General features: G+C 63.1%; 15 protein-coding genes. 6 read left to right on the top strand and 9 right to left on the bottom strand.

Going from position 1 to position 15,709, the window contains the following annotated elements; translation table 11 throughout:
* Positions 1 to 35 precede the first annotated feature (35 nt).
* Positions 36 to 2,228, bottom strand: a complete 2,193-nt coding sequence (gene rlmKL / locus D906_RS20865; RefSeq protein ID WP_019096175.1) for a bifunctional 23S rRNA (guanine(2069)-N(7))-methyltransferase RlmK/23S rRNA (guanine(2445)-N(2))-methyltransferase RlmL — start codon at positions 2,226 to 2,228, stop codon at positions 36 to 38.
* A 560-nt stretch (positions 2,229 to 2,788) separates the two neighbouring features.
* Between rlmKL and rmf the strand changes: the two genes are divergently transcribed.
* A complete protein-coding gene (gene rmf, locus D906_RS20860) occupies positions 2,789 to 3,004 on the top strand; it encodes a ribosome modulation factor (RefSeq protein ID WP_003248687.1) in 216 nt (71 codons plus the stop codon).
* Between the two features lie 97 nt (positions 3,005 to 3,101).
* Here rmf and D906_RS20855 read toward each other — a convergent pair whose 3' ends face one another.
* Complete coding sequence (locus tag D906_RS20855; protein ID WP_019096174.1) at positions 3,102 to 4,127, bottom strand: quinone-dependent dihydroorotate dehydrogenase; 1,026 nt, start codon at positions 4,125 to 4,127, stop codon at positions 3,102 to 3,104.
* Positions 4,128 to 4,283: 156 nt separating this feature from the next.
* Here D906_RS20855 and D906_RS20850 point away from each other — a divergent pair, with 156 nt between their 5' ends.
* From D906_RS20850 to cobA, 5 genes are all read left to right on the top strand, one after another.
* A complete protein-coding gene (locus D906_RS20850) occupies positions 4,284 to 5,498 on the top strand; it encodes a CmpA/NrtA family ABC transporter substrate-binding protein (protein ID WP_026020289.1) in 1,215 nt (404 codons plus the stop codon).
* 11 nt (positions 5,499 to 5,509) lie between these two features.
* Positions 5,510 to 6,085 (top strand): ANTAR domain-containing response regulator, encoded by a 576-nt coding sequence (locus D906_RS20845; protein ID WP_019096172.1) that lies wholly within the window; start codon positions 5,510 to 5,512, stop codon positions 6,083 to 6,085.
* A 186-nt stretch (positions 6,086 to 6,271) separates the two neighbouring features.
* The gene (locus D906_RS20840; protein WP_019096171.1) at positions 6,272 to 7,483 is read left to right on the top strand and encodes a NarK/NasA family nitrate transporter; all 1,212 of its coding nucleotides are present in this window, start codon (positions 6,272 to 6,274) and stop codon (positions 7,481 to 7,483) included.
* A 9-nt stretch (positions 7,484 to 7,492) separates the two neighbouring features.
* Entirely contained in the window at positions 7,493 to 9,163 is a 1,671-nt protein-coding gene (locus D906_RS20835) for a bifunctional protein-serine/threonine kinase/phosphatase (protein ID WP_027615644.1), read from the top strand.
* 27 nt (positions 9,164 to 9,190) lie between these two features.
* The gene (cobA, locus tag D906_RS20830; RefSeq protein ID WP_027615643.1) at positions 9,191 to 9,931 is read left to right on the top strand and encodes a uroporphyrinogen-III C-methyltransferase; all 741 of its coding nucleotides are present in this window, start codon (positions 9,191 to 9,193) and stop codon (positions 9,929 to 9,931) included.
* A 57-nt stretch (positions 9,932 to 9,988) separates the two neighbouring features.
* Here cobA and D906_RS20825 read toward each other — a convergent pair whose 3' ends face one another.
* From D906_RS20825 to D906_RS20795, 7 genes are all read right to left on the bottom strand, one after another.
* The gene (locus D906_RS20825; protein WP_016714850.1) at positions 9,989 to 11,023 is read right to left on the bottom strand and encodes an OmpA family protein; all 1,035 of its coding nucleotides are present in this window, start codon (positions 11,021 to 11,023) and stop codon (positions 9,989 to 9,991) included.
* A 111-nt stretch (positions 11,024 to 11,134) separates the two neighbouring features.
* Positions 11,135 to 11,701 carry an RNA polymerase sigma factor SigX gene (gene sigX / locus D906_RS20820; protein ID WP_003248665.1) on the bottom strand — a complete coding sequence of 189 codons (567 nt, stop codon included), beginning with the start codon at positions 11,699 to 11,701 and terminating at the stop codon, positions 11,135 to 11,137.
* A gap of 113 nt (positions 11,702 to 11,814) precedes the next feature.
* Complete coding sequence (locus D906_RS20815) at positions 11,815 to 12,639, bottom strand: mechanosensitive ion channel domain-containing protein (RefSeq protein WP_019096168.1); 825 nt, start codon at positions 12,637 to 12,639, stop codon at positions 11,815 to 11,817.
* A 2-nt stretch (positions 12,640 to 12,641) separates the two neighbouring features.
* Positions 12,642 to 12,914 (bottom strand): hypothetical protein, encoded by a 273-nt coding sequence (locus D906_RS20810; RefSeq protein WP_014591816.1) that lies wholly within the window; start codon positions 12,912 to 12,914, stop codon positions 12,642 to 12,644.
* An 87-nt stretch (positions 12,915 to 13,001) separates the two neighbouring features.
* Positions 13,002 to 13,997, bottom strand: a complete 996-nt coding sequence (locus tag D906_RS20805; RefSeq protein ID WP_016714848.1) for a zinc transporter ZntB — start codon at positions 13,995 to 13,997, stop codon at positions 13,002 to 13,004.
* 27 nt (positions 13,998 to 14,024) lie between these two features.
* Positions 14,025 to 14,516: a ribonuclease E activity regulator RraA gene (gene rraA, locus D906_RS20800; protein WP_016714847.1), complete on the bottom strand. Its 492-nt coding sequence runs from the start codon at positions 14,514 to 14,516 to the stop codon at positions 14,025 to 14,027.
* 157 nt (positions 14,517 to 14,673) lie between these two features.
* Positions 14,674 to 15,666 carry an alpha/beta fold hydrolase gene (locus D906_RS20795; protein WP_026020288.1) on the bottom strand — a complete coding sequence of 331 codons (993 nt, stop codon included), beginning with the start codon at positions 15,664 to 15,666 and terminating at the stop codon, positions 14,674 to 14,676.
* Between the last annotated feature and the right edge of the window lie 43 nt (positions 15,667 to 15,709).

The raw sequence follows: 15,709 nt of genomic DNA, 5'->3' as shown, positions 1-15,709 counted from the left end.
CATTGGCCATTAGCCACGCAATGTACCTCGTCGGCTCAGCGCAGCTGCAGACGCCAGGCCCGGTGAATCCGGTTGTTACGGGCGAAGTCCGGGTCCAGGGTCTGGGCAGTGATTTCCTCCACCGCATAACGCGCCATCAGGTGCTCGTCCAGCTGGAACTTGCGGAAGTTGTTGGAGAAATACAACACGCCGCCCGGCGCCAGGCGGGCCATGGCCAGGTCCAGCAGTTGAACGTGGTCACGCTGCACGTCGAACACGCCTTCCATGCGCTTGGAGTTGGAGAAGGTGGGCGGGTCGATGAAAATCAGGTCGTAGCTGTCGCGGTTACCCTCCAGCCAGGCCATCACATCACCCTGCTCCAGGCGGTTGCGCTCAGAGAAGCCATTAAGCGCCAGGTTGCGCCGCGCCCAGTCCAGGTAGGTTTTCGACAGGTCGACGCTGGTGGTGCTGCGCGCACCGCCCTTGGCCGCATGCACGGTGGCAGTGGCGGTGTAGCAGAACAGGTTGAGGAAGCGCTTGTCGGCAGCCTCGCGCTGGATGCGCATGCGCATCGGGCGATGGTCGAGGAACAGCCCGGTGTCGAGGTAGTCGGTGAGGTTGACCAGCAGCTTGACGCCACCTTCGTTCACCTCCTGGAAACGGCCCTCGGTCGCCTGGCGTTCGTACTGGCGGGTGCCGCTCTGGCGCTCGCGGCGCTTGAGCACTACGCGCTGCGGCGAAATGCCCAGCGCCTGCGGGATGGCTGCCAACGCATCAAGCAGGCGCGCCTGGGCCTTTTCCGGGTCGATCGAGCGTGGCGCGGCATACTCCTGCACGTGCACCCAGTCCTGGTACAGGTCAACAGCCAACGCGTACTCGGGCATGTCGGCATCGTACAGGCGGTAGCAGTCGACCTGTTCGCGGCGAGCCCATTTGCCCAGCTGTTTGAGGTTTTTCTGCAACCGGTTGGCAAACATCTGCGCGCCTTCCGAAAGGCGTGCCGGTTCGCTGGCAACGGCGGGTTGCTGGCGGGTTTGCGCGCCCTCAGGTTGTGCTTCGCGACGCTCGCCGGTGACGAACTGGTCAGGCTGCACCTTGAACAGCAGCAGCTTGCACGGCAAGGCGCCGTTCCAGAACGCGTACTGCTTGTGGCTGCGAATGCCCATGCGCTTGCCCAGCTGCGGCGCGCCGGTGAACACCGCTGCCTCCCAGCCCATGCAGGCCTGGCGCAGGCGCTCGCCGAGGTTCTGGTAGAGGTACAGCAGGCTGGCTTCATCACCCAGACGCTCGCCGTATGGCGGGTTGCTGATGACCAGGCCTTTCTGGTTCTGGTCCGGGCGCGGCTCGAAGGTGCTGACTTCGCCCTGGTAGATTTTCACCCAGTCGCCAAGGCCGGCACGCTCGACGTTGTTGCGGCCCGGCTGGATCAGCCGCGGGTCGGCCTCGTAGCCACGGATCCACAGCGGAGGCTTGGCCAGGCCAGCCTGTGCACGCGCCTGCGCTTCGTCATGCACCTTGCGCCACAGCGCTGGCACATGGCCGAGCCAGGCACTGAAGCCCCAGCGCTCACGCTTGAGGTTGGGCGCGATGTCGGCGGCGATCATCGCGGCCTCGACCAGGAAGGTACCCACACCGCACATCGGGTCGGCCAACGCGCCCCCTTCAGCGGCAATGCGCGGCCAGCCAGAACGGATCAACACCGCAGCCGCCAGGTTTTCCTTCAGCGGCGCAGCACCTTGCTGCAGGCGATAGCCACGCTGGTGCAGGCTGTGGCCGGACAGGTCGAGGGAGAGAATGGCCTCGCCACGGTCCAGACGCAGGTGCACGCGCACGTCGGGGTCGATCTTTTCCACCGACGGGCGCAGGCCTTCGCGGTTGCGCAACTTGTCGACAATCGCGTCCTTGACCTTCAGCGCACCAAAGTGAGTGTTGTCGATGCCCGAACCATGGCCACTGAACTCCACCGCCAGGGTGCCATCGGCTGCCAGGTGGTCGGCCCAGTCGACCGCGTGCACGCCATCGTAAAGGTCGTCGGCGTTCTTCATGGAGAAGCGCTTGAGCACCAACAACACCCGGTTGGCCAGGCGTGACCAGACACACAGGCGGTAGGCGGTTTCCATGTCGGCGGCGCCGCGAATGGCCGAGGTGTGCTCACGCACTTCGTCCAGGCCAAGGCCTTTGGCCTCTTCGGCAAGCAGGCCTTCAAGGCCTTTGGGGCAGGTGAGGTAAAGTTCGAAACGGTCCGACATGAGTATTCCAGAGCCTTGGGCTATTGACTGACGAGGCAACGCATCACCCCGCGATGTTTGCCCGCAGGCCTTTCCAGCAGGCGTGCGGGTGGCCCTTCCCTGCACATGAACGTGCCGCGAAAGGCCAGGCCACCTGACCGATCTGCACTCGGCCCGGTGGCCAAGACAGCTTAGATCATCAGGCAGTATGAAAAATTCTGGCGATAACCGGGGCGATGTGACCCTTCGTCGCATTTCAAATTATTTCTGTCATCCGCAAGCAACGCTGGCGAAATGACGTCAATGTTCAGCAAACCCCGATCACAGCGGGCTCAACGCCAAACAAGGTTGAGTCGCATTTATTTACTTATCCCCTCACCCTAGGAAAGGTTACGTGCTTATGACAAATCGATCATTCACACCGTGACTCGCATTCGATAGAACTGGTCTCAGGCCGCTTCGCAACGAGGCGGCACCTTCAGCCCGCCACGCCGGCAGCGGGCGCAAACCGGCAGAAAGACTCTGCCCGGCCTCGGAGAGGCCGACGGGACATTACAGTCAACAAGTGAGGGCAACACCCTATGAGAAGACTTAAGCGTGATCCGTTGGAAAGAGCATATTCACGTGGCTACCAATACGGGGTCACCGGCAAATCCCGCGAACTTTGCCCCTTCAATCTTCCTTCTGTTCGCCAAGCCTGGATCAACGGCTGGCGCGAAGGTCGCGGTGATAACTGGGACGGAATGACTGGCACCGCTGGCATCCATAGACTCAACGAAAATCACGCCGTTGGCTGAACGAGGACACTGAATTCGAGTCACCATGCGCGCCCTATCCGGGCGGCGGGCTGCGGCCCAGGGGCCCCTTGACGGGGCCCTTTTTTATGCCTGCCGTTTAACCGCGCGGTAATGCCGCAATGGCATCGACCGCTTCACGGATCAACGCTGGCCCCTTGTAGATGAAGCCCGAGTAGATCTGTACCAGGCTCGCACCGGCAGCGATCTTCTCGGCAGCGTGACGGCCTTCGGTAATGCCACCCGCGGCAATGATCGGCAACTTGCCGCCCAGCTCGCCTGCCAGCACCTTGACAATGTGGGTGCTCTTTTCCAGCACCGGCGCGCCCGACAGGCCACCCGCCTCGCCACCATACGGCAGCCCCTCGACACCTTCACGGCCCAGCGTGGTGTTGGTGGCGATCACCGCATCCATGCCCGACGCCATCAGCGCGGCAGCCACCAGCGTAGTTTCTTCGTCACTCATGTCCGGGGCGATCTTGATGGCCAGCGGTACACGCTTGCCATGGGTAACCGCCAGTTGCTCGCGGCGTTCGGCCAGGGCGTCGAGCAACTGCTTGAGCGAATCGCCGAACTGCAGGCTGCGCAGGCCCGGGGTATTCGGCGAGCTGACGTTGACGGTGATGTAGCTGGCGGCGGTGTACACCTTGTCCAGGCAGATCAGGTAGTCATCCACGGCGCGCTCGACCGGGGTGTCGAAGTTCTTGCCGATGTTGATGCCCAGCACGCCGTTGTAGCGCGAGGCACGCACGCGGCCGAGCAAGTGATCGACGCCCAGGTTGTTGAAGCCCATGCGGTTGATGATGGCCGTCGCTTCCGGCAGGCGGAACAACCGCGGCTTGGGATTGCCCGGTTGCGGGCGCGGAGTGACGGTACCGATTTCGACGAAGCCGAAGCCCAGCTGGGCAAAGCCGTCGATGGCCGCGCCATTCTTGTCCAGGCCTGCGGCCAGGCCCACCGGGTTGGCGAAGTTCAAGCCCATGACCGAAACCGGCAATGCCGCCGGCTGCTTGCACAGCATGCCATTGAGGCCAAGACGGCCACCGGCACCGATCAGGTCCAGGGACAGGTCGTGGGAAGTTTCCGGGGAAAGCTTGAACAGCAGCTGGCGGGCCAGGGTATACATGGGCGGGCAAGGCTCGGGGTGAGTGAGGGGGCGATTATAGCCAGCCTGGGGCTGACAGGACAGCAAATCGTGGGGCCGCCAAGCACCCCGGCCACCCTTGGCACATCGGTTGCACCGGTTTGGCCCACAGCCTTATCCGTACAGGCGAGGAACCTTGTGAACACCGTACCCCGAGCAACGCCCCTGGCCTGGGTCAATGGCAGTGACGCGCCGGAAAAGCCCAGCCTGAACATCGGCTATATGGCATTGACCGACTGCGCCTCGGTGGTGGTCGCCGCCACCCAGGGCTTCGCCCAGCAATACGGCCTTACCCTCAACCTCAAGCGCCAAGGCTCCTGGGCCGGGCTGCGCGACAAGCTGGTCAGCGGCGAGCTGGATGCCGCGCACTGCCTGTATGGCCTGGTCTATGCCGTGCACCTGGGCATCGGTGGCGTACCGGCCAGTGACATGGCGGTGCTCATGGGCCTGAACCAGAACGCCCAGGCCATCAACCTCTCCCCTGCCTTGCAGCGCAAAGGCGTGACCAACCCTGAAGCATTGGCGCGCCTGGTGCACCAGCATGGCGCACGCCTGACCTTCGCCCAGACCTTCCCCACTGGCACCCACGCCATGTGGCTGTATTACTGGCTGGCCAGCCAAGGCATCCACCCGCTGCGCGACGTGGACAGCGTCGTGGTGCCGCCGGCCCAGATGGCCGCGCATATCCAGGCGGGGCGCATCGACGGCTTCTGCGTGGGTGAGCCTTGGGCCGCCGATGCTGTGGCCAAGGGCCAGGGCTTTACCCTGGCCACCAGCCAGTCGATATGGCCAGACCATCCGGAAAAGGTGCTGGCGTGTGCTCGCGCCTTCGCCGAACACTACCCCAACAGCGCCCGCGCGCTCATCAAGGCGATCCTCGCCGCCAGCCGGTTCATCGAGCAAAGCCCCGAAAACCGCCGCAGCACTGCGCAACTGCTTAGCGGCAACGCCTACCTGGACACCCCGCTGGACAGCATCGAGCCCCGCCTGCTCGGCCACTATCAGGATGGCCTGGGCAACCAGTGGCAAGACCCGCACGCCCTGCGCCTGTTCGACCAGGGCCGAGCCAACCTGCCGTACCTGTCCGACGGCATGTGGTTCATGACCCAGTTCCGCCGCTGGGGCCTGTTGCGCGAAGACCCCGACTACCTCGGTGTGGCTCGGCAGGTTCAGCAGTTGGCGCTGTACAGCGAGGCGGCGCAAAGCCTGGGCGTCGCGTGCCCCGAACAGCCGATGCGCAACAGCCTGCTGATCGATGGCATCCGCTGGGACGGCAGCGATCCTTATGGCTATGCCCGCAGCTTCAGCCTGCATGCCCTGGGCGACCTGCCCGATGCCCGCGTCGGCGCGTGAGGGGGACCAACATGTTGCGCATTCTGCTGATCGACGACACCCAGAACAAACTCGGCCGCCTCAAGGCGGCGTTGATCGAGGCCGGCTTCGAGGTTACCGAAGCCCCAGGCCTGACCATCGACCTGCCCGCCTGCGTCGAAACGGTGCGCCCGGATGTGGTACTGATCGATACCGACTCACCGGACCGCGACGTGATGGAACAGGTGGTGCTGGTCAGCCGCGACCAGCCGCGCCCCATCGTGCTGTTCACCGACGAGCACGACCCTGGCGTGATGCGCCAGGCGATCCAGGCAGGCGTCAGTGCCTACATCGTCGAAGGCATCCATGCTGCCCGGCTGCAGCCGATTCTGGATGTGGCCATGGCCCGCTTTGAAAGTGACCAGGCGCTTAGGGCGCAGCTGCTGGCGCGCGACCAGCAGTTGGCCGAGCGCAAGCGTATCGAGCAGGCCAAGGGTTTGCTGATGAAAATGAAGGATTGCAACGAAGAACAGGCCTACACCCTGATGCGCCGCCAGGCCATGAGCCGGCAGCAGAAGCTGATCCAGGTGGCCGAGCAGATCATTGCCATGCACGAAATGCTGGGCTGATGCAGCCGGCGATAGGGCCATCACAGGAAACAACAGTTGGCCCGGCTCTTGCTGAGGTTATTGCACCGGTAGCCAACGGCGGTTGCCCCACTTAAATCCCGACAAAGACGTCGCTCTCCCCTCCACGACCGTGGAGCGGGTGGCGGCGTCTTTTTCGTTCCGTTGCATTGCCGAGTGAGGTGTTCGATGAGTACCAGCTTCTGGAAATCCGGGCATGTGCCCACGCTGTTCGCCGCGTTCCTGTACTTCGACCTCAGCTTCATGGTCTGGTACCTGCTGGGCCCGCTGGCGGTGCAGATTGCCGCCGACCTGCAACTGAGTGCACAACAACGGGGCCTGATGGTGGCCACGCCGATCCTGGCCGGGGCGATCCTGCGCTTCGCCATGGGCGTGCTGGTTGACCGCCTGTCACCCAAAACAGCCGGGCTGATCGGCCAGGTGGTCGTCATCGTCGCCTTGGCGGGCGCCTGGCACCTGGGGGTGCACAGCTACGAACAGGCCCTGCTGCTGGGCGTGTTCCTCGGCTTTGCCGGTGCGTCGTTTGCCGTGTCGTTGCCGCTGGCTTCACAGTGGTACCCGCCGCAGCATCAGGGCAAGGCCATGGGCATCGCCGGTGCCGGCAACTCCGGCACCGTGTTCGCCGCCCTGCTGGCCCCGGCGCTGGCTGCCGGCTTTGGCTGGAACAATGTGTTCGGCTTCGCGCTGATTCCGTTGTCGCTTGCGCTGGTGGTGTTCGCCCTGCTCGCGCGCAATGCGCCACAACGCCCCAAGCCAAAAGCGATGGCCGACTACCTCAAGGCCCTCGGCGACCGTGACAGCTGGTGGTTCATGTTCTTCTACAGCGTCACCTTTGGCGGTTTCATCGGCCTGGCCAGCGCCCTGCCCGGCTACTTCAGCGACCAGTACGGCCTGAGCCCGGTCACCGCCGGCTACTACACCGCCGCCTGCGTCTTCGCCGGCAGCCTGATGCGCCCGCTCGGCGGCGCCCTGGCCGACCGCTTCGGCGGTATCCGCACCCTGTTGGGCATGTACAGCGTGGCAGCCATCTGCATCGCGGCAGTCGGTTTCAACCTGCCGTCCGCAGCCGCCGCTCTGGCGCTGTTCGTAAGCGCCATGCTTGGCCTGGGCGCCGGTAATGGTGCGGTATTCCAGTTGGTACCACAGCGCTTCCGCCAGGAGATCGGCGTGATGACCGGGCTGATCGGCATGGCCGGCGGTATCGGTGGTTTCCTGCTGGCAGCCGGGCTTGGCACCATCAAGCAGCACACCGGTGACTACCAGTTGGGGTTGTGGCTGTTCGCCAGCCTTGGCCTGCTGGCCTGGTTCGGCCTGCATGGCGTGAAACAACGCTGGCGCACCACCTGGGGCTCGGCAGCCGTGACCGCTGCACGGGTCTGAGGGGCACCCATGAGCCTGCAACTGAAGTTCGCCCAAGCCAGCGCCACCGGGCCACGCGAGGAAAACCAGGATGCCCTGCGCCTGGTTACCCCGGCGCCGGAGCTGGCCGCCAGCAAGGGCTACCTGTTCGCCCTCGCCGACGGCGTCAGCCAATGCGCCGATGGCGGCCTGGCAGCACGCGCCAGTTTGCAGGCACTGGCGCTGGACTACTACGCCACCCCCGCCACCTGGAGCGTGGCCCAGGCGCTGGACCGCCTGCTGCTGGCTCAGAACCGCTGGTTGCGCGCCCAGGGCAGCGGCCAGCCTTTGCTGACCACACTCAGCGCACTGGTGTTACGTGGCCGGCGCTTCACCTTGGCCCATGTGGGTGATTGCCGGGTTTACCGCTGGTACGCCGGGCGCCTGCAGTGCCTGAGCGAAGACCATGTGTGGGACCAGCCGGGCATGCAGCATGTACTAAAACGCGCACTGGGCCTGGACCAGCACCTGCTGGTGGATTACCTGGAGGGCGAGCTGCAGCCAGGCGAGCGCTTCCTGCTGGTCAGCGACGGGGTCTGGGCCAGCCTGGGCGACCAACACATCCAGGCCGTGCTGCGCGATCAGACCGACTTGCAACTGGCCGTCGACACACTGGTTGCCAGCGCGCACCTCAATGGCAGCCAGGACAATGCCAGTGCCTTGCTGGTGCACGTCGAACAACTGGGCACCGCCAACCTGGGCGATACCCTGGCGCAATTGCAGCAGTGGCCGGTGCCCGGCGCGCTGCGAACAGGCCAAGTGATCGATGACTGGCAGGCCGACTGCCTGCTTTCACAAAGCCGCCAGTCGCTGCTATACCGGGTGCGCGACAGCCAAGGCCAACCTTGGCTTCTCAAGACCCTGCCTGCCGAACGCGAACAAGAGCCCGGTGCTGCGCAAGCGCTGTTGCTCGAAGAGTGGTTCCTGCGCCGGGTTGCAGGCCGCCACTTCCCCGAGTTGCATGCGGCCAGCCAGCGGCAACACCTGTACTACGTGATGCGCGAGTACCCCGGCCAAAGCCTTGCCACCCTGCTGGCCGAGCATGGTCCGCTGCCCCTGCCGCAGTGGCTCGAAATGGCCCGGCAACTGCTGCAGGCGGTTGGCGTGTTGCACCGGCGCAACCTGCTGCACCGCGACATCAAGCCAGACAACCTGCACCTGGGCAGCGATGGCCAACTGCGCCTACTGGATTTCGGTCTGGCCTATTGCCCCGGCCTTTCCGAAGACCCGTTGCACGACGTGCCCGGCACGCCCTCGTACATCGCCCCGGAAGCGTTCGACGGCCAACCACCCAGCCCGCGACAGGACCTGTATGCCGTGGGCGTGACGCTGTATCACCTGCTGACCGGGCACTACCCGTATGGCGAGGTGGAAGCCTTTCAGCGCCCGCGCTTCGGTCAGCCGGTCAACGCTGCACGCTACCGCCCCGACTTGCCGGAATGGCTGCAGCACAACCTGCAGCAGGCGGTGGCGGCCGATCCGGCGCAGCGCTTCGAAACGGCCGAACACTGGTTGTTGCTGCTTGAGCGTGGCGACCGCCAAGAGCTGCCTGACAGGCCACGCCCCTTGCTGGAACGCGAGCCGTTGAAGGTATGGCGCACCCTGGCCCTGCTGTCGTTGCTACTCAACCTGATCCTGCTGCTTGGCCTGCTCAAAGGCTGAGCACACCCTGCCAACGAGGAATACCCGATGAATGCAAAAGTCTGGCTGGTAGGCGCCGGCCCTGGCGACCCTGAACTGCTCACCCTCAAGGCCGTGCGAGCCTTGCAGCAAGCGGCAGTGGTAATGATCGACGACCTGGTCAACCCGGCGGTGCTGGAGCATTGCCCGCAGGCCCGGGTGATTGCCGTGGGCAAGCGTGGCGGCTGCCGCTCCACGCCACAAGCGTTCATCCAGCGCCTGATGCTGCGCCATGCTCGGCAAGGACGTTGCGTGGTACGGCTCAAGGGTGGAGATCCGTGCATTTTTGGCCGTGGCGGCGAAGAGGCACTGTGGCTACAGGGGCATGGTATTGAGGTGGAGTTGGTCAACGGCATCACGGCCGGTCTGGCAGGCGCCACGCAATGCGGGATTTCGCTGACCTCACGCGGGGTGAGCCGAGGGGTGACGCTGGTAACGGCGCATACGCAGGACGACAGCGAGCTGAACTGGGCAGCCTTGGCCCAGGGCGGGACAACGTTGGTGGTGTACATGGGGGTCGCGCGACTGGAGCAGATTCGCCAGGGGTTGCTGGAGGGTGGCATGGCACCCGGAATGCCAGTGGCGATGATCGAGAATGCCTCATTGCCGCAGCAGCGAGAGTGCAGGAGCGATGTGCGGGGGATGGTCGAAGATGCACAGGGATTTGGTTTGCGTAGCCCGGCGATTCTGGTGATTGGCGAGGTGGTTGACGAACGACAGGTTCAGAGACTGTTGGCAGTCGCCGGGTAAAATCCGAGCAAAGAAAAACCCGGCCGAGGCCGGGTTTTTCATGAAACATCAGGCCAATTACTTGGACTGAGCTTCTACCTGAGCTTCAACGCGACGGTTGATAGCACGGCCTTCTTCGGTGGCGTTGTCAGCAACCGGACGGGTTTCGCCGTAGCCTACCGAGTCAACACGGCTGGATTCTACGCCGTACTGCTGGGTCAGCACTTGCTTGACAGCGTTGGCACGACGCTCGGACAGCTTCTGGTTGTAAGCGTCTGGACCCACGGAGTCAGTGTGACCTTCAACCACGGTGGTGGTTTGTGGGTACTGCTTCATGAAGTCAGCCAGGTTTTTGATGTCGCCGTAGCTGTTTGGCTTGACGACCGACTTGTCGAAGTCGAACTTCACGTCCAGCTCAACACGAACGACTTCGGCAACAGCCGGGCAGCCGTCGGCGTCAACGGTAACGTTGGCCGGGGTGTCTGGGCACTTGTCGACGTTGTCGCAAACGCCGTCGTTGTCGGAGTCGGAGCAGACTTCAGCAACTGGAGCCGGAGCGGCTGCGGCTTGCTTCGGGCTACCGCCGAAGTTCAGGCCAACACCAACGCTTGGAGCCCACTCGGTGTCGCCCTGGTCGATGTTGTACTGAGCTTCAACGCCGGCACGGGCGTAGAACATGTCGGTGATGTACCACTTGGCGCCAGCGCCAACGTTGGCGAAGGTGGAGTGGTCACGACCGCCACGGCCGGTCTGGCCCAGCGACTGGTGCGAGAAACCAGCGGAAACGTACGGACGGATAGCGTCGTACGGGTTGTTGAAGTGGTAAACGGCGTCCAGGGCGGTGTTCGAGCCCTTGATGTTCTTGCCGTCTTCGCCACGAGCGTTGTGTACTTCGTCGTAGCCCAGACGCAGTTCAACGTCGTCGGTCAGGAAGTAACCGATCGAGCCGCCGAACAGGTTGCCGTCGTTCTTGAAGTCGCGCTGGCTGTCGAAGAATTCTTTTTTGTAGAAAACTTCGGTCTCGACGGCGCCTTGACCTTGTGCCATAGCGCCAATCGAAGTGGCGGCTACGAGCGAACCAATGGCCAAGCCCAAGGTGTTTTTCAATTTCATCCGTTAAATCCCCATCTGGTGATAGTTAAGCCGTCCCACCACGAACACGGGGGACAACTCGACGGCAAGTCTAGCAGAACTCGCCGATTCGTTAGAGATATTTGCACGCCACTAAGTTTCATCGAGGCCGGCAAATTTCTCCCGAAGCTTGTCTAGCGCGCGTTTGTAGCGCATTTTTGTCGCGCTCAGGCCCATGTGCATGATGTCGGCAATTTCCTGAAATTCCAGTTCTGCGACAAAACGAAGCACCAGAATCTCCCGGTCAATCGGGTTCACATGCACCAGCCATTTGTCCAGCCCGCCTTTTTCTTCCGGCTTCGGGGCCTTGTCCTCGGACGCCTCTTCGACAGGGTCCAGACTCAAGGCATCCATCAACCGGCGTTTACGGCGCTCCTTGCGGTACTGGGTAATGCACTCGTTGTAGGTGATGCTGTAGAGCCAGGTCTTGAACTTGGATTTACCTTCGAAGTTCTTCAGGCCGTACAGCACTTTCAGCATCACTTCCTGACAGACATCGTCCGCGTCCCGGTCGTTCCCCAGATAACGCGCACAGACGTTGAACAGGGTCCGTTGGTAGCGCCGCATGAGCTCTTCATAGGCGCGGGTAACGTGGTACAGCTCCTCATGCGAACGCGCCACCAACTCTTCGTCCGTGAGCTCGCGGGGGTCATAACGCATGGGCGGCGAATGAACTTTATTCAAAACGGATCTGGCCGACAGTCAGGTCAATGTCGCCGCGCGACCCCGTGGGTCGAATTTCGCGGCGGCATACATTAACAGCTTTTGTGCGGTTAGCGGCTATTGACACGCTGCTCGAGCAACTCGCGGTTGGACAGCGACACCAGTTCGCCATCATCGGTCAGCAGCGTTGTCTTGACCGTGCCGATTTCCTCGATGTGCCCTTCAACCTCTCCAATCCGCACCTGCTGGCCGACCTGATACAGCTCGCGCACGTAAATGCCGGCCAGGATCTGCCCGGCGATCTCGCGACTGCCAAGGCCCATGGCCAAGGCAACGGCCAGACCAACGGTAATCAGCCCGATGACGATAACGTGGTTCAGCAGGTCGGTTTTCACCTCCAGCTGGCTGATGGCCACCGAGATGCTGATGATGATCACCAGGCCCTGGGTAATGCGCCCAAGCCCTGCCGAGTATTCCAGGCCGATGCCTTCGGCAGCGCCGCGCACCAGGCCATTGGCAATTTGTGCCAGCAGCACGCCGGCCAGCAGCACCAAGGCCGCGCCGAACACCTTCGGCAGGTACAGGGCAAGCATGTCGAGGGTGGCCGACACCCGCTCCAGGCCCAGCGACTCGGCGGCCGAGACCAGGAAGATGAGCAGCACGAACCAGTAGACGATCTTGCCGATCAGGGTCGAGATCGGCACCTGAATGCCGACCCGGCCAAGCATCTTGGTGAGGCCGGTGCCGGCCATCAGGCGGTCCAGGCCAAACTTGGCCAGCAGCTTGGACAGCAGTGTGTCGAGCAGCTTGGCCACCACGAAACCGAGCAGCACCACGACCAGCGCGCCGAACAGGTTGGGGATGAAGTTCGCTACCTTGGTCCAAAGGGCAGTCATTGCGGTGACCAGGCTCTGGGTCCAGAGATCGAGTTCCATATTCAATCGGCCTTATCTGCTTTGCTGCCGGTGGCAGCGTTGCGGGAAGAGTGTCGACGCACCGGCGCGACATGCGCCGAGCCATTATTGACGGCGATGAGCAGCGCCTGGCTCCAGCGGCCAAGCAGGCTGAACAGATCACCCGCGCCAACCTGGCGGTTGGCGGTTTTCAGTACGCGACCCAGGCAAGCGGCGTCGTCCCGGTCGTCCCGGTCATTGCCGGAGGGTGACGCCTTGAGCAGGTCGCGCAGGGATTCTTCAAACGGATCGTGCATGGGCACCTCGCGCAGTGTCAGCAAGAGACGAGATGGCCGGGCAATGGGTCACACATCCCATTGGTACGAATGTTTCAAAATGCACACCTAAACCCATCGCAACCGCCGGAACAGCCACCACTGCCCCACCGCCAGCCCCAGCACGACGATGCAGGCGAACAGAAAGCCCAACGGATTATCCGCCCCCGGAATACCGCCGACATTAATGCCCAGCAGCCCGGTGATGAAGCTCATGGGCAAAAAGATGCAGGTGATGATGCCAAAACGGTACATGGTGCGGTTCATCCGCTCGCTGCGCCGCCGATCTTCGCTTTCCAGCACCAGCGCAGCGCGCTCGCGGGTCAGCTCCAGTTCTTCGAGGTAGCGGATCAGGCTGTTATTGAGCTCGTTCCAGTAATCGGCGTCGGCATTGGCGAACCAGCTCCATTTACTGCGCGACAACTGGGCGTAGATTTCCCGTTGCGGAGCAAGGAAACGGCGCAGGCCGGCGGCACGACGGCGGATCTGCTGCAGGCTGCCATGCTCAGGGGTGTACCGCTCGTCGGTTTCGACCTTTTCTTCTTCCAGGTCGACCAGTTCGGCCAGATCACTCACCAGGCCCTGAACCTTTTCAGTGAGCAGTTCGCCCATCAACAGCAACAGTTCGGAGGCCGATTTCGGCCCCCTGCCCTGTTCCAGTTGCTGGAGAATTTCGTCACTGGCACGCAACGGCCTGAGGCGCAACGAGATAACCCGCTGTGCCTCGGCGAAAATACGTACCGAAACCATGTCTTCAGGCTCGGCACCCGGGTTGAGGTTGACCCCGCGCAGGAACAGCAGCAGCTGTTCGTCCGCCATGGGCAGCAGGCGCGGCCGGGTATTTTCTTCCAGCAGCAGCTCGCAGGCGAACTCGCTCAGGCCACTGTCATGCAGCAGCCAGGTACGGGTTTGCGGATGGCTGCGGTCCCAGTGCAGCCACAGGCTCTGCTCTGGTTGCAGTTGCAAGCTGTCCAGTTCGGTACGGGCAATCGAGCGCGCGCCGCCTTTACCATCGAGCACCAGGGCATGCACCAGCCCCCACTGCGCGTTGTCTTCCTCGAACATCAAAGCTCCATCAGCGCGTGGGGCGCATCACTCCGGCATTTTCAGCGGGCTTGGCGAAACCAGTACGCCATTGTTGTCGGCATACACGTACTCGCCCGGGCGGAAGGTAACGCCGGCGAAGGTCACCACCACATTGAGGTCACCGATACCACGCTTGTCGGTTTTCATCGGGTGGCTGGCCAGGGCCTGCACGCCGACGTCGGTCTGGATCAGCACATCGACGTCACGCACGCAGCCATAGATCACCAGGCCTTCCCAACCGTTTTTGGCGGCTTTTTCCGCAAGCATGTCGCCCAGCAGCGCACGGCGCAGCGAACCACCACCATCGACCACCAGGACCTTGCCCTTGCCGTCGAGTTCGACCTGCTCCTTGACCAACGAGTTGTCCTCGAAGCACTTGATGGTGACGATCTGGCCACCGAACGAATCGCGGCCGCCAAAATTGCTGAACATGGGTTCCAGCACGTGTACCAGGTCGGGGTAGGCGTCACACAGGTCGGGCGTTACGTAATGCTGCATGGGAAGCTCCTGTCAGTCACAACGAAAGCGGGTATCGGCCAAGGCTACACCTTGGAGGCCGTTGCAGTCATCCGGGACCGGGCAGTCATTTGTATTCATCCTGTACCGGCCCTTTCGCGGGCACGCCCACGAAGAGGCCGACCCAGTCGATGCAAGATCAACTGACTGGCAAAGGTTCCTGAGCCACGGTGGAGGCATGCACCGGCAGCAATGGATCACGCAACCAGCGCTCCACCAACGGCCATACCTGCGCCTGCGCAGCCTTGCTCACCAGCATGTCGACATGCCCAAAGGCCTCAAAACCTTCCTCACGCCCCAGTCGCAGGAACTGCTTGCGCTCGCCCCCCAACTGCTCGAACAGCTTGCGGCAGGCCCACACCGGGTCCTGGAAGTCCCCCGCGCCGGCCACTGCCAGCAGCGGCACATCCACCTCTGCCAGCCCCGCCCACCAGTCGTTCTGCTTGTCGCCAAAGCGTCCGAACAGGCCATGCCAGCGCATGCTTTCCAGCGCCAGGCCAATCGGCTCGTCTTCCGGCCCACGTTTGAAGCGAGGCCCGGATATCTGCCCCCAGCGCTTGAGCACCAGCTTCGCCCCCCACACCAGCGGTGGCACCTTCAACGGCCAGTAGACACGGCTGATCTGGGTGCCGAACAGCGCCACGCTGGCCACCTGTTCGGCACCCAGGAAACCACCCCCAAGCGCCGCCACCAGGGTGGTGCCGCCCAAGGAATGGCCAACCCAGTGCGGCGCCTGGCCCGACTGCTCGCGCACGAACGCGGCAATCAGTGGCAGGTCATCACGGGCATATGCCGCAACGCTGTTGTGCCGCCAGGCACGGTTGCGTGGTGACAGGCCGTGACCGCGCATTTCCGGGATCCACACATCAAAACCGGCACGGGCGAGGTAGGCGCCCAAGCCAATACCTTTGGGCGAATACCAGAAACGCCGGTTGGAAAAACTGCCGTGCAGAAGAATGACCGGCACGCCCTGGGCACGGCCATGGTCGGCCAACCCCAGGCGGGTGATGGCCAGCTCGACGCTAGGGTCCGGGCCGTTGCCAGCCTTGATCCGGTACACGTCTTCGCTGAGGTCGCCGCGGCGCTCGGCACTGAGCAGGGCCACGGGGAATAGAGTGCTGCTGCTTTGCATAAGGTTGCTTGGTGCACAAAAAAGGGCGGGATCCATTGCTGGA

Origin of the sequence: Pseudomonas sp. LAIL14HWK12:I1, from assembly GCF_003202095.1 — a bacterium.
Classification (GTDB): domain Bacteria; phylum Pseudomonadota; class Gammaproteobacteria; order Pseudomonadales; family Pseudomonadaceae; genus Aquipseudomonas; species Aquipseudomonas monteilii.
This window is presented reverse-complemented; position numbering and strand designations above follow the sequence as displayed.

What these genes read in the sequence shown, in the direction of transcription:
- rlmKL (WP_019096175.1), bottom strand. Translation starts at nt 2,228, where the DNA reads ATGTCGGACCGTTTCGAACTTTACCTCACCTGCCCCAAAGGCCTTGAA.
- rmf (WP_003248687.1), top strand. Translation starts at nt 2,789, where the DNA reads ATGAGAAGACTTAAGCGTGATCCGTTGGAAAGAGCATATTCACGTGGC.
- D906_RS20855 (WP_019096174.1), bottom strand. Translation starts at nt 4,127, where the DNA reads ATGTATACCCTGGCCCGCCAGCTGCTGTTCAAGCTTTCCCCGGAAACT.
- D906_RS20845 (WP_019096172.1), top strand. Translation starts at nt 5,510, where the DNA reads ATGTTGCGCATTCTGCTGATCGACGACACCCAGAACAAACTCGGCCGC.
- D906_RS20840 (WP_019096171.1), top strand. Translation starts at nt 6,272, where the DNA reads ATGAGTACCAGCTTCTGGAAATCCGGGCATGTGCCCACGCTGTTCGCC.
- D906_RS20835 (WP_027615644.1), top strand. Translation starts at nt 7,493, where the DNA reads ATGAGCCTGCAACTGAAGTTCGCCCAAGCCAGCGCCACCGGGCCACGC.
- cobA (WP_027615643.1), top strand. Translation starts at nt 9,191, where the DNA reads ATGAATGCAAAAGTCTGGCTGGTAGGCGCCGGCCCTGGCGACCCTGAA.
- D906_RS20825 (WP_016714850.1), bottom strand. Translation starts at nt 11,023, where the DNA reads ATGAAATTGAAAAACACCTTGGGCTTGGCCATTGGTTCGCTCGTAGCC.
- sigX (WP_003248665.1), bottom strand. Translation starts at nt 11,701, where the DNA reads ATGCGTTATGACCCCCGCGAGCTCACGGACGAAGAGTTGGTGGCGCGT.
- D906_RS20815 (WP_019096168.1), bottom strand. Translation starts at nt 12,639, where the DNA reads ATGGAACTCGATCTCTGGACCCAGAGCCTGGTCACCGCAATGACTGCC.
- D906_RS20810 (WP_014591816.1), bottom strand. Translation starts at nt 12,914, where the DNA reads ATGCACGATCCGTTTGAAGAATCCCTGCGCGACCTGCTCAAGGCGTCA.
- D906_RS20805 (WP_016714848.1), bottom strand. Translation starts at nt 13,997, where the DNA reads ATGTTCGAGGAAGACAACGCGCAGTGGGGGCTGGTGCATGCCCTGGTG.
- rraA (WP_016714847.1), bottom strand. Translation starts at nt 14,516, where the DNA reads ATGCAGCATTACGTAACGCCCGACCTGTGTGACGCCTACCCCGACCTG.
- D906_RS20795 (WP_026020288.1), bottom strand. Translation starts at nt 15,666, where the DNA reads ATGCAAAGCAGCAGCACTCTATTCCCCGTGGCCCTGCTCAGTGCCGAG.